11 protein-coding genes are annotated in these 13,151 nt (G+C 66.5%); 3 read left to right on the top strand and 8 right to left on the bottom strand.

All coding sequences use genetic code 11. The features are described from left to right. Window positions 1-145 precede the first annotated feature (145 nt). The gene (locus tag ACWEO2_RS36695; protein ID WP_452409567.1) at window positions 146-625 is read left to right on the top strand and encodes a hypothetical protein; all 480 of its coding nucleotides are present in this window, start codon (window positions 146-148) and stop codon (window positions 623-625) included. A 34-nt stretch (window positions 626-659) separates the two neighbouring features. On the opposite strand, the gene ACWEO2_RS36690 is transcribed toward ACWEO2_RS36695, so the two are convergent. From ACWEO2_RS36690 to ACWEO2_RS36655, 8 genes are read right to left on the bottom strand one after another with little or no spacing between them, the layout of a single operon-like run. Then, window positions 660-1,595, bottom strand: a complete 936-nt coding sequence (locus ACWEO2_RS36690) for a hypothetical protein (RefSeq protein ID WP_452409566.1) — start codon at window positions 1,593-1,595, stop codon at window positions 660-662. After that, window positions 1,592-2,224 (bottom strand): nitroreductase family protein, encoded by a 633-nt coding sequence (locus ACWEO2_RS36685; RefSeq protein WP_452409565.1) that lies wholly within the window; start codon window positions 2,222-2,224, stop codon window positions 1,592-1,594. The genes ACWEO2_RS36690 and ACWEO2_RS36685 overlap by 4 nt, the downstream gene beginning before the upstream one ends. Next, the gene (locus ACWEO2_RS36680) at window positions 2,224-3,210 is read right to left on the bottom strand and encodes a ScbA/BarX family gamma-butyrolactone biosynthesis protein (protein WP_452409564.1); all 987 of its coding nucleotides are present in this window, start codon (window positions 3,208-3,210) and stop codon (window positions 2,224-2,226) included. The genes ACWEO2_RS36685 and ACWEO2_RS36680 overlap by 1 nt, the downstream gene beginning before the upstream one ends. Continuing rightward, the gene (locus ACWEO2_RS36675) at window positions 3,207-4,139 is read right to left on the bottom strand and encodes a nucleoside-diphosphate kinase (protein ID WP_452409563.1); all 933 of its coding nucleotides are present in this window, start codon (window positions 4,137-4,139) and stop codon (window positions 3,207-3,209) included. Before ACWEO2_RS36675 ends, ACWEO2_RS36680 begins: the two co-directional genes overlap by 4 nt. Beyond that, window positions 4,136-5,227 carry an SDR family oxidoreductase gene (locus ACWEO2_RS36670; protein ID WP_452409562.1) on the bottom strand — a complete coding sequence of 364 codons (1,092 nt, stop codon included), beginning with the start codon at window positions 5,225-5,227 and terminating at the stop codon, window positions 4,136-4,138. Before ACWEO2_RS36670 ends, ACWEO2_RS36675 begins: the two co-directional genes overlap by 4 nt. Beyond that, window positions 5,224-5,541 (bottom strand): acyl carrier protein, encoded by a 318-nt coding sequence (locus tag ACWEO2_RS36665; RefSeq protein ID WP_452409561.1) that lies wholly within the window; start codon window positions 5,539-5,541, stop codon window positions 5,224-5,226. The genes ACWEO2_RS36670 and ACWEO2_RS36665 overlap by 4 nt, the downstream gene beginning before the upstream one ends. Continuing rightward, a complete protein-coding gene (locus tag ACWEO2_RS36660) occupies window positions 5,538-8,939 on the bottom strand; it encodes an AMP-binding protein (protein WP_452409560.1) in 3,402 nt (1,133 codons plus the stop codon). The genes ACWEO2_RS36665 and ACWEO2_RS36660 overlap by 4 nt, the downstream gene beginning before the upstream one ends. Next, entirely contained in the window at window positions 8,929-11,658 is a 2,730-nt protein-coding gene (locus ACWEO2_RS36655; RefSeq protein WP_452409559.1) for a phosphoenolpyruvate synthase, read from the bottom strand. The genes ACWEO2_RS36660 and ACWEO2_RS36655 overlap by 11 nt, the downstream gene beginning before the upstream one ends. A gap of 252 nt (window positions 11,659-11,910) precedes the next feature. On the opposite strand from ACWEO2_RS36655, the gene ACWEO2_RS36650 reads away from it, so the two are divergent. Continuing rightward, window positions 11,911-12,624 carry an ESX secretion-associated protein EspG gene (locus ACWEO2_RS36650; RefSeq protein WP_452409558.1) on the top strand — a complete coding sequence of 238 codons (714 nt, stop codon included), beginning with the start codon at window positions 11,911-11,913 and terminating at the stop codon, window positions 12,622-12,624. An 83-nt stretch (window positions 12,625-12,707) separates the two neighbouring features. Next, window positions 12,708-13,082 (top strand): hypothetical protein, encoded by a 375-nt coding sequence (locus ACWEO2_RS36645; protein WP_355183945.1) that lies wholly within the window; start codon window positions 12,708-12,710, stop codon window positions 13,080-13,082. Window positions 13,083-13,151 lie beyond the last annotated feature (69 nt).

Here is a 13,151-nt window from a genome sequence, read left to right as displayed (position 1 = left end):
CCCAACTCATCGGACATCCTGGGTAACTACGGTGGTGCGCGTGCCGACCCGCCGCGGCTCGCCGAAGTCGTTCGGAGCTTGCGATGCGCGGAGACTGTATCGACACTGGACCGGTCGATCGGGTTCGCGAGCGCAGGAGGCGTAGGTGGCCGTCACAAGTCTTGGTGCAGCTGTTCGTCGTATCTGGTCCGGTGCCGCGGTTTTCACCGCGGTCGTCGCGGTGGTCGGCGGGTCGTTGCTGACCTCCGGTGCGGCCGTCGGCGCGCCAGGGGATGTCACCACGGCGGTGACACTGTCCGGTCGAGCCGTCACCGGCTGCACGGTCCAGGTGAAGGCAACGGTTTCGGGCAGTTCCGCGCTCGGGCTCGGGTACAACATTCCGCCGGTGGAGTTCTGGGACAACGGGACCTTGCTCGGCAGTGTCCCCCCGACGGTGAACAAGGCCACGCCGACGACCGGCGTCGCGCTCATCGCGCAATTCGATTGGCAGCCCACGACGACCGGTGATCATGTAATGCTCGCGAAGTACGTCGGCGGCAATTACACACCCGAGTCCGAGGGGTCGGTCCTGGTCAGCGTCGGCATCGGGATCGGTCTCGGGTCGGCGTGCCTGCCGATCGGCTGACCGGTGCAGCCGAAATCAGCTGCGGGGATCGAACTTACGTCAGCGTGAAGGCCTGAACTATGAGCACGATGTACGACGTCAGAATGAACAGGACGGCCGGGAGCACCGGATAGTCCGGCCGGGTGCCGCGCAGGAACTTCACCGCGCCCCAGATCGGAAGCAGTAAGAGCACCAAGGGAATCCAGGCGACAACGGCCTGAGCCGATGGATACGTCCACGGTTGGACGAGCGCGATATCGGTGATCGCGGCGACGGCGGCACACAGCAGTCCGAAGGCGGTGCTGCCGATCGGGCCGAGGGCGTTGGAGTAGTAGTGCTCGTCGGGGCGGGGGGGTCGGGAAGTCTTGCGGGCGAATTCGAATTGCAGGAATGCGCCCGCGAAGATCAGCGCGACGGCGGCGGTCTTCCAGGTGGCGCGGACTTCACCGGTATCGGCGGCAGAGAGGATGATGTAGGCGGTGACGAGCAGCTGGACCGGGTAGGTGACGGCCAGGTTCACCAGGATGTCGGTTCGGATGGTGACCGACAGCCGCTCGAGACCCCACAGCACCAGACCATAGGCGAGGACGGCGGCGATCATGAGCGCCGAGATCGCCGACAGCGTGCGGCTGGCGGCTATCGCGCCGATGGCGATGACGGCCATGGCGGCACGGAGTTCGGTGGCGGTGATCGCGCCGGTGACGAGGGGACGATCCGGGTTGTGGACGCGGTCGTAGTCGAGGTCCTTCTGTTCGTCGACCATGCGCAGATACAGCAGAACGAAGGCGACCACGACGATCCGCAATACCGTGGACCCGGTCGGCCGCCAGGCCGAATCCGGTTGCGACACCGTGGCCGCGGTGCCCTCCAGCGCCAGCACCCAGAGCACGCCGTAGAGCACGTAGTGCGGCTTGTACATCACCGCCGTGAAGCGACCGATGCGAACGACCGAGTCCAGGAGACCGGGGCCGGACGCGATGCGAGCGCTCATCCGTTACTCCACCGGTCCCACATCGTCACCTCCGCGGCCGGAGTGCGCCGCAGGCCGGGCCCCCGGGAACCGGGCAGCAGATGCGCGACCGGCAGCATCGCGACCTGGGTGACCTGGTCGAACGGAATCCCGAGCAGATCGGCGATCTCCCGCTCGTAGGCCAGATGCGCGGTCGTCATGGTCGACCCGAGCCCGCGTTCGTGCAGGGCGAGCATGAAATTCCACACCGCCGGGTAGATCGAGCCGTAGAAGCTGGCGAGCAGCAGCGGGGACGCGTTCGCGGGCGGCCGCCCCAGCGAGCACACCATGACCAGAGCGGGCACCTCGTGCAGGTGCGCGGCGAGGTGCTGGCCGGAGGCCAGATCGCCGAGCTGGTCGGGGCGGGGGGTGCGTGCGGAAAGGTAAGCGGCGAAACCCTTTCGGTAGTAATCGCCGATCTGCTGTTTGATCGCCGGATCCTCGACCACGAGGAAGCGCCACGGCTGACGGTTGGTGCCGCTCGGGGCCTGCACCGCGATATCGAGGCAGTCCAGCAGATCCTGGCGCGCGACCGGTCGAGTGAGATCGAGACGGCGGCGGAAGGCGCGGGTGCTGGTCAGCAGGTCGGTGCCCTTGAAATCCTCGGCCATCAGACTCCTTCGATATCGGCCTCGGAAACCAGTGCGTCCTCGGCGAATTCGAGATCGATCTGGGCGGCGACGGCATCGGCCTGGTGGATCTCGCAGTGGATCACGATATTGCCCGCACCTTGATCGGTGATCTCCGCGGTGCATTCAGCGGGCAGATCCAATTCGACGAATCGGTCGAAAGCGCTTGCCACACATTCGAGTTGGGGAAGATCACGCACGAGCATCGACAAGGCGGTCTGACGGCAGGCCTCGATGAGCAGGCTGCCGGGCACATGGTCGAGCTGGTGGTCGAACAGGAAGGGATGGCCGAGGTCGGGAACGAGCGTCGCCCGCGCGACCGTGCCGGTGCGCACCGGCGGGCTGATCACCACATTGCGCCAGTTCTCCCGGCCCACCGCAGCAGGTGCGGCCCGTTCGGTGAGCGCCGAGGCACCGTGAAATGGTCCGAGCCCCAGGCTTTCCCGGAATCCACTGCGCAGTGCCGACCACTGCCGTGGCGTCACCCAGGAGAAGGATCCGTCGACCGTCAGCATCGGCTCGCCATCGGATTCGATTTCGAGCACCATATCGAGACCTTGCAGCACGCCGCCGCGCTGGTGTCGCTGCGGAACTCGCACCCGCATGACCAGATCCGCTGGCGCGGTACGGACCTCCCAGGCCGTGGTGTCGGAGCCGGTACCGTTGAAAGTGCGCACCACGAAGCCCATTTCGGGCGGCACCTCATAGAACTCGTGCGTCAATGCGATGGCGGCCTGTCGCGCCGCCTCCATGACCACCAGTGGATCGTGGCGCACCGCGAGCGAGCCGGCGTGGTCGCCGTAATAGGCGTGCATCCTGGGTAGTTGGGCCCCGGCGACGAAGGTGTGTTCGCCCACGGCGTCCAGCGAGGTGACGAACACCTCCGAGACCGCGCACCGGTGCGCGAGTTCCCGGGATATCGTGCGGATATGGCTTGCCGTCTGTACGGCGGCCGTTTCTGTGGTCACGGTCGACCCTCCAACCATTCCTCGGCCGACACCGGCCGTAACATCTGCGGCTCGGTGCCGGTCCGCATGGGAAGTACATAGGATCCGAGCACGATCGCCGACCAGGGATCCAGATCGCGGCCGTCGGCCCAGGCCTGATACAGCAACTGTGCGCAATCTGCATCCGAGGTCGGATCGAAGCCGGGTGGGACCGTCCGGCCGTCCCGTTCGAGATCGCGCAGCACCCGGTCGAGCGCATCCGCCCGCTCGAAGCTGCGTGCCGGTGTGCGCGCGTACAGGTCCTGTGCGATCGTGGTCGCCTCCGCCGAGCGGTCCTCGCCCGCGCACGCCTGCGCGATCACCCCGGCTCGGCTCCACTCGTCCAGGTAGATGGCGAGTTCGCGCAGGACATCTGCGGGATCGTCGGGTGAATGCACCAGATTCAGCAGGTAGTTGTGGCGGCCGAGCAGATATCGCAGCTCGCCCGGTCGGCGCTTGCGGGGATCGGTGGCGCCCTTCGCCTCGGTGAGCCGCACCGGAACCGGCAAAGCGCCGTCGGCTCCGTGCACCACGAGCACCAGCACGTCCGAGATACCGACCAGCAGATCCGCGAGGCGTCGGCGTTCGGGGGAGGCGATATTCCAGGCGAAGTACCACAGCGCGCGCGCCAGATGCCGGTCCACCGGAATGCGGCAGGTACCGACAGCGCGAAATCCGTTGTCGGCCAGCCAGTTCAGTGTCGGCTCGACGGAACGCGCGACAATCGCGTCCGGCTTGAGCAGCAGCAGCGAATGTTCCCTGGCGAATTTGGCCGCGTCGACGCCGAGCCGGTCGAGCTGGTCGACCGTTTCCTGGACGTAGGTGTCGGCGACGTAGGCCTCGACCTTCTCCGGCGACGGCGTCAGCGTGCTCAGCAGCTGCCGCAGCGGCTCGGGGGTGACGGCACTCATTGCGCGGCTCCATCGAAGTCGTTGCTGGCCAAGATATCCTCGATCGAAGGCAGCGGTATTCCCAGATAACCGGATTCCAGGCAATAGTCCAACAGCAGCCGCAGATACTCCTTACCCGTCGCTGGGGACAACTTGCCGAGCAACACGTCGGCGTGGGTGGTGTCGAAGACCAGCCGCCGCCGGAAGTAGCTGGTGTAGAGCGCGCCGATCCGGCGGTAGTACTCCCGCTCGATCGGCTCGAGGTCGTCCTCGGAGAAGGTTGCCTCCGGCACGAAGGTGGCGACCTCGAACGACGGGTATTCGGCGAGTACATCGGACACCTCGCGCAGCGACAGGCTGTCGCGGCCGAGGGCGTGCAGCGTGCGGTTGCACGCGGAGTCGAAATCCAGTACGGCAGCGGCGATCACATCGGCGACATGATCGACCGGCGCCAGCGACAGCGTCGCATCGTAGCGGCCGGGTAGCGAACGGAGCTTGCCCTCGACCATGAGTTTCACGACGGTGTAGAGGTTCTTGTACTCCCGGATCACGCCGGTATCGCTGGCTCCGGTCACAATGCCCGGGCGCACGATCACCCACTGCAGACCCGCCGCGCCCGCCGCCCGTACCAGCTGTTCGGCGCGAAACTTGCTGTCCTCGTAGCCATTTCCGAAGCTCTGGCCCGCATCGAGGTCATCCTCGGAAATGGTGCCGCCGCGCATACCGCAGACATAGGCGGTGCTCACGTGCACCAGCGGCACATCCCATTGGCGGGCGAGCGCGATGGCGTTCGCGGTGCCACGCACATTGAGGTCCTCGTAATCGGCCGCCGACGCGTCGAATGCCGTTGTCGCCGCGCAGTGCACGATCATGCCGACCCGTTCGGCCAGATCCGCGGCGACACTTTCGGCCAGGCCGAAACCGGGCATCCGGACATCACCCGCGACCGCCGTCCCGGCCTCGATGAGCGTGCCGTCATTGCGCACAATGGTCGAATTGCTGTGCAGCACAGCGGCAACCGGCCGACTCGCGGCCGCCAGCCGGGCCACCACCTCCGCGCCGACCAGACCCGCCGCGCCGGTGACCAGAACGGTATCGCCGAGGCTCACCCGTTCACCTCGCCAACCTGCTCGGCCGCCGCCAAGGTGCCGGATACCAGGGCGATCACCGCATCGACTCGACGGACTCCGACCAGCTCCTCCGGCCGGTAGCGCGGCAGCGCAAACGCCCGCTCCAGCACGACCGTGAGCTCCATCAGACGCAGCGAATCGAAGCCGAGGTCTTCCACGAGGCGGTGCTCGTCGGACAGCTCGGCCGGTGGTTGCGGGGCCATGGCCAGGACAAGTCTGCGTACCTTGTCGGCGAGTTCGTCCGTCACCTGGGTACCGCCCCCGATCGAATCGCTGCGCGATGCTGCCGTCATGCCGGCTCTCCTTCCCGGAGATGAGGTTGTTGGCCACCGGAGGTCAGCAGATCGCGGGCCTCGTCGAGGGGCAGGTCGGTATTCAGGTAGCCAGCGATGCGCAGCCAGTCATAGCCGATCGCCAGGGTGCGCCGCCATTGCTCACGCGAATCGAAGGAGGCCGGGAATTGCGCTGTCGCATCGGAACCCGCGGCCACCGACCGAACCAGGGCGACGAAATCATCGAGTACCGCCAGCCCGGCAATGGTATCGCCGCCGCTGCGGATCATCTCCGAGAAGCGCACCCGCCGTGCCGATTCCAGCTGCGCCAGCAGCTCATCGCGGCGCACGGCGTGCACCGGCAACAGCCGCCGCACCGTCGACGCGGGTGCGACATCGGCGGGCAGCGGGTGAATCCCGAATGCGGACAACAGCACACGCACCGCCATCGCGATCAGCCGATGGGCGGCAATATCGGCGACCGCCCCCTGAGAGTTCTTGACCGCACCCGCCAGATCCTCCCTGGCATTCTCCAGGACGATATTGGACCACACCAGATTCAGCGCGCATTCGGTGAATCTGATCGCGGGCAGCGGCGATAGCGTCGCGATCACATCGTCGCGGGTCGCGCCGGTCAGGCCGAGCGCTGGCGCGGCCGAACCCGGCACCGGCGTATACGGCTTGACCGACTTGCACATGGCCAGTGCTGGTTCGACAAGTTCGCCACCGCGCCACTGCAATCCGACCAGACCGAGACTGAGAAATTCGGTCAGATCCGCGGCGATATCGTGCTCGGCACGAGCCAGCACATCGCGCAGTGAGTGCCGGAACACCACCGAGCGCCAGGCGCGGGCAGCGGAGTCCGAGAGCGCGAAGACATCCCGGTCGTCACGGATCACATGCACCCGACCGCCGATCGTCCAGGTTGTCACCCGGGGTGTTCGTGCGAACAGGAGCTGATGCGGATCGTCTGCGACCTCGGATATGCCGAGCGCGGCGGCCAGCTCCCAAACTTGTTCCCACACCACATTTTCAGCAGGGAAGCCGAGGTCGCGGTAGCGATCGATCAGCTCGTGGTCGCCGATGCGGTCGAGTTGGTGCGGCAGCCATTTGGTCTCCAGATAGCTTTCACCCCGGCGGGCCGCCCAGCCCTTCATGGCCTGCAGCAGTCCGTCGCGCGCCCACTCCCCGGCCTCGTCCTCGGCTCGCAATGCCCGCAATGCGACCGCGTAGCGCAGCGCCTGCGTTGCGCGCCGGGTCCACCAGTCCGCGATCAATGCGGCGAAGTTCGAATGCGGAAGCAGCGCACGCAGTTCCGCGATATCGGGCGTGCCGGGCTTGACCAGGGTCGCGCGCAGGAAGCGCTGACACCGGTTGAGCAGATCCTCGTCGAGCCGGTCCGGATCACCCGCCTGTGTCAGCTGATCACGCAGCTGCGCCTCGGACCGGGTCCGCACTTCCACCCGGCGACCGTCGATGAACAACACCGTCGGCAGGGTCGGCAGTTCTTCATCACCCGGTGCGACGACCAGGAAGTCGACATCGGATCCGGCATTGCCGAATCCCTCCGCCAGCGACCCTTCGAATAGAACGGCCGAATCGCTCGGCACCAAAACGCTTTCCAGCGCACGATCGAGTAGCTGCCGCACCCGCTCGGCGGGCAGGGCGGGCTCGGGAACGGCCTCGTCGGTACCGGCCCGATCGGCGCGCGGTTCCGATTCCGCGGCACCATCGGCCGCGTGCACCACCGCGCCTGCCAGCGCACCGTCGACGAACAGCTGCCACATGTGCCGACGCCGCGGCTTACCACTGGATGTGCGGCGAATGATGCCGCGCGGTCCGGTCACGATGGTCACCGTCTGCGCGGGCCCGAGTTCACCGCGAATGATCCTGCGCGCCTCCGCAATCCAGTCACCGGGTGCCGATTCGGCGAACAATGCAATGCCCTGGGCACCGGCCTCGCTGATCGCGACGGCCGCGAGTTTGCCCTTGGTGATCCCGGTTTCCTGAGCGACCCGGGATTCGATGTCCTCCATGAACACCGACCGCCCGCGCACCTTCAGGCTCGAACCCATCCGGCCGAGTACGAACACCTCACCGTTGTGCAGGAATCCGGCATCACCGGTGAACAGCACGCTTTCGACGATCCGCGTCGACGAACCACCGGTCGGCTCGCCGGAGTAGCCAAGTGCGACCGAATCGCCGACCACGATCATCTCGCCGAGGGTGCCGTCCGGTAGCTCCCGGCCGTCTTCATCCACCACCCGCACCGTCGATTCGGGCGTCGAATACCCGAGTCCGGTGATCCAGCCGGAGCCCTCGACGCGGTGGGTATCGTCGAGCAAATCTTCGGCCAGAATCGCAATCGGCTCGCCGAAGCGCAGATTCGGATTGTCCAGCCGCAAAGCGGTGATGGGGCGGTTGCGCGCGGAGGAGGTCACCATCAGCGTCGCCTCGGCCAAACCGTAGGCGAGGGTGTATGCGTTGGTCGAAAAGCCGCGGCTGCGAGTGAGATTCGCAAACGACTGGAGATCGGCCACCTCGACCGGCTCGGAACCGACGGCCAGCGTGCGCCATCCGGACAGATCCAGGTCCGCGATCTCCTCCGCCGCGACCCGATGCGCCACATAGCCGAGTGCGAAGGACGGCGACGGGGTGTGCTGGGCATGGGTCATGGCCCGCAGCCAGCGCGCGGGGTCACGGACGAACTGGTCCGGGCGCATCAGATACAGATCGCCCTGATTGGTCACGGTGGTGAGGAATGCGCCCACCAGACCCATATCGTGATAGAGCGGCAGCCAGGAGACCATGGTCTCGCCGGGCCGCCAGTCGATCAGCGTCGAGATCATCGCGATGTTATTGGCCAGGTTGTGCCAGCTGACCCGCACCCCGCGCGGTGTACCGGTGGATCCCGAGGTGAACTGCAGCAGCGCGCATTCGTCCGGCTCCCCGAATTCACGAACCTCGGGCGCCGGACCCAATTTCGCGGCATCGATCACCAGCGGCTCATCGGTGCGGCCCGCCGCGACCGCGGCCCTGCGCACCAAATCCTCGAATTCGGTCGAGGTCACCACCAGTCGCGGCCGGGCCTGCTCCAGAATGGCCGCGATATGGGCGATGATCTGGTCGAGGTCGCCGAACATCGGCGGCGCGACCGGCGTGAACACCCCGCCGCACGCCCACACGGCGTAGAACGCTGCGGCACAGGGGAATCCGGTCGGCATGATGACGCACGCACCGTCGCCGCTGCCCATACCGTGCGCGCGCATGCTCGCCGCGATGGACCAGGACAGCTCGGCGAGATCGGCATAGCTGCGGTAGTCCCAGCCGTCGGACTCATCGGCCAGATAGATCCCGGTGTCCCGCGCCGGGTCTGCGAGCCAATTGCGAACTGCGGCAACGTTTTCGTCAGGTTTCATTGCGCAGATCTCCTTCGGACAGCACCGTCACTGTCCCGTTTGTACCATCGACCCGAATTCGCATACCGGGCCGTATCTTTTTGGTCAGATCCTTGACCTGAACCACCGTCGGCACGCCCAGCTCCCGCGCCACGATCGCGACATGGGTCAGCGGGCTGCCGCGCTCGATGACCAGCGCCGATGCCGAGGGCAGCGCGGCCACCCAGCCGGGATCGGTTCGGTATGCCACCAGAATGCCGCCCGCGACGTCGCGCGGCTCGTCGACGACCACCGCATTGCCCTCGACGAGCCCGGATGCCGATGGCGTACCGGGCAGCACGGTGCCGACGGTCGCGGCCGGAGTGTCGGCGACCGGCACCCAGCCCTGGCGCGCGAGTTCGGCGCGCCCGAAGGTCGCGCCGGTGGTGACGAAGCGGGCCGGGGCCACCAACTCGGCGTCCCTGGCGCGCTGGGCTTTCCGTGCGGCGACCAGCTCGCGCAGACCGGCGGTATCGGCGCCCTCGTAGCAGCCGCGCAACTCCTGGACGGTCAGCGCGAAGACGTCGCCGAATTCATCGATGACGCCGCGGGCGACCAAATCTCGGCCCATCACCCGGATCATCCGCTTGACCATCCCGAAGGCCCTGGTGCGGCAGAACCGCAGCCGCTCGCGATGGGCGGCGCTGCGATTCACCTTGCCGCGCAGGCGTTCATAGATCCGGCGCCGGAAGCCGCGCAGATTGGCATCGAGGTATTCGTCGGCCTCGGCACTGCGGCTGTGCTGCGCGGCCTCGCCGACCCGGCCGATCGCACTGCGCAGCATGATGAACAGGCTCGCGGGATCCTCACGCAGATCCGGTGTTTCGAGTTTGAGCTCGTCCAGGCTGCGATAGCCGTAGCGGTCGATATAGGCCTCGACCCGGCCGCGCAGTTCGGCGTGATCACCCAGCGCATCGTAAATCTGTTCCGGCGGAGTCGAATTGATCAATGACACCAGCTCGGGATCGGTGCGGACGAACTGCGCCAGCTCGGTCATGGCGCGGGCCGGTTCGGCGGATTCGACATCCGCGCCGGGGCCGACCACGGCGTAGAGGAACCATTCCGGCGCCTTCGGCAGCAGCAGCTTGGTCAGCAGGTACATCAGACCGGTGCAGGTCAGCAGGATGGCGTCGAGGACCATCAGCGGGCCCCAGCGTTCGACCAGGTCGCGGTCGACCTTGCGATAGGCGACATAGGCCTGTTCACCGGTCAGCGTCGAATAGTCGAGTGCATCGTATTCGTCATAGACGCGGTAGAACTCGGCCATGAAGCGCTCGACCATATCGTCGATGCCGAACAGCCGCCGCACATAGGTGACCGTGGTGACCCCGCGCGAGCGCAGTCGCGCCAGCGGCGTGCGGAAGGTGTACGGGCGCAGGGTCTTCGCGATCTCATCGGGCAGCGGTTCATCGACGCCCAGCGCCGCCTCGAGCACCTTTCGGTTCAGCGGATATCCGGGCGCGATGCCGACCATCCGGTACCAGTGCAGCAGGTTGTAGTAGACCCGGCCATGAAAGTAGCCGAGCAGCACCGGAGTCCAGCGATCGGTCTGGCGCAGTTGTTCGGCCGGCACCCGCAGCGATTTCGCGTAGCCGTGATACACCCGGCCATAGATATCGGCGGCCGTCGTATAGGTCAGCGGGGAGGTTATGCCGCTGAAACTCTCGATGATATTGGAGTTGTCCCAGATTCGCTGTTCATCGTCGGCGACGACCTCACCTGCGCCGCGCAGCACCGCGCCACGCGCCGCACCCTCGCCGACCGCGGTGGTGATCGGCCGTGACTGCAGCAGCCAGAGCCCGTCGACATCGATGGCCCACTCGATGTCCTGTGGCGCACCGATATCGGCCTCCAGCTTGCGTCCCCACTCCACCAGCTCGGCCAGTTCGGCATCGGCGAGCACGGTGCGCTCGCGCTGCTGCTGCTCGACCTCCAACACCGCGTAGCCCTGCTCCCCGACCGGTGCGTAGGTCCGATCCTTGTCCCCCACAGTCGTTTCCAGCACCGTGCCGGTGGATTTGTCGACCACCACCGAGTCGGCGTCCACCGCACCGGACACCAGCCCTTCACCGAGGCCATACACCACGCTGACCACCAATTCGTCGGTGGCGCCGGTGATCGGGTTCGCGGTGAACATCACGCCGCTGGCGCGCGCGGCGATAAGGCGTTGCAGGACAACGGCTATGGCCGCAGCACGCGGCTGTCCGTGCGCGAAGGCGTAGCGGATTGATCTGTCCGAGAACGCCGATGCCCAGCAGTCGCGCACCCGGCCCGCGACCGCGTCGACACCGTTGACGTTGAGGAACGAATCGAATTGGCCCGCATAGGAATGACCGCGACCGTCCTCGACGAGCGCCGAGGATCGCACCGCGATCGCACTGGCGCCGAGGCGGTCGTAGGCGTCGCCGATCAACTCGAGGACCGTCGGCGGCAGCGGCGCGGCGACGATCGCGGCGCGTAGTTCCGCACCGGCGGCGAGCGCCGTCGCCAAGTCATCCGATGATGTGACTTTCACCACAAGGGCGGCCAGATCGACGTCCGTGTCCGCTTCGATAAGGAACCGGTCGAACACGTCGGTGCCGAGCACTGCCCAGTCCGGGACGCGGAAGCCACCATTGTGCAAGGTGTACAACCCACGCGCTTTACCCCCGGCCAGCGCGGCAAATGTCGCTGGGTCGGTCCACGGTCCAAGAACCTGCAAGTCATCACTCCCATCACCCCCGTTCACCCCGGCGGAGCAGGCGCTCCGGCACAACATGGCAGAGCGAACCGAGGGGTTGTTTGGATATATCCGAGATTTCAATCTCACGTTAGCCCGCAATCCTGTGGTACTGCTTCCCAAAAGACGTTGGTTCGAATGCCTCGAGCCACCGCTAAGCTGATCCCTCGAGCGACCTGCACGCGGTCGCTGGCGGGCGGCGTGACGTTCGCGGGTTGTGAGGAGTGATTCGGCGTGAGTTGGACCTTCACCCCGGACGAGTTCGCCCATATCTGGCGCGAAACCGAATTGGATCGTCACCCGTATCCGCTGCGCATCCTGGAGACGCCGCGCACCGAGACCGACGCCGACAAGTTGCGCGCACAGCTGAACGAGCGGCTACCACCGCGCAGCGATCCCGACCTATCCGCGTGCCTGCGGATCATGGCGAATCCGCAGACCCGGATCGTGGCGATCGGCGGCGGACATGGTCCCGGCACCGAGCTCCGGATGCTGGCGTGCGCCATCTACGACCGCGCCGTACTCGCCGTGCAGGAGCCCGGATCCGGCCCGGATTTCGGTGGGCGCGTGCGTCTTTCGATCGGTCTCAGTGCCAAGCTCGGCGCTCGGATCGCGGCGTTGCTGCCCGCAGTCCCAGCCGGTCACGAACCGCCGCGGGCCGCCTCTGCCGAGGCGATCCGCGACGAAGAGGTCGTTGTCGTCGCGCAGCGTTCGGTGCCATCGATCCGGCGGCTGCTGCTGAAGCCGCATACCGCCGAGGGACATATCCGGATCGAGGGTCGACTGGACCATCCGAGTCCGCAGCCGCCGATCCACTACACCTGGATCGACGTCAAGGGCGACGGACGCTATCTGATCAAGGCGGGCGATACCGTGCACATCGTGCCCGCCTCGGCCGAACAGCTCGCGACGCAGCTGCAGAAACGCATTCCCGCGCAGGCCCGATAAACCGTCACCGACCGGAACAATTTCAACCGGACGCATAGCCAACGGTTAGTCTGAGGCGGACCGACCGATCCCCGGGGGTGTGCATGACGATCGAGAGCAGCCGAGCCGATATTGCCCGCTTCAAACAGGAGGCACAGGCGGGCACCGTCAAATTCGATCCGGACGCGGCGCGGCGTTGCGCCGAAATGTACGACCACCAGGCCGACCGGCTCAGCTATCTACGACAGCGCCTCGAATCCGCCGGTGAGCTGGCCGGATTCGGCGGATTCATCTCCGCACAGCAGTTGCAGGCCGGATTCGCACACAAGGCCCGCGACGCCGCCACGCTGCTCGACCACTACATCGAGGCCGCCTACCGAATGAAGGAGGCGTTCCTGATCAGCGGCGGCCTGTTCGAGGAGGCCGACGCCGCGAACGCCGCCGCGCTGCGGGCGATCGAATCGCGGGTGCCGCGATGAACGGCGCATCGCTCAGCGATTCCATTGGGGTCGGACGACCGGGAATACCGCATCGCGTCGTGCTTCCGT

It is taken from the genome of Nocardia sp. NPDC004278 (assembly GCF_053602975.1).
Note: the sequence above shows the minus strand (reverse complement) of the source record. Positions and strands in the feature narration are given on the sequence as shown.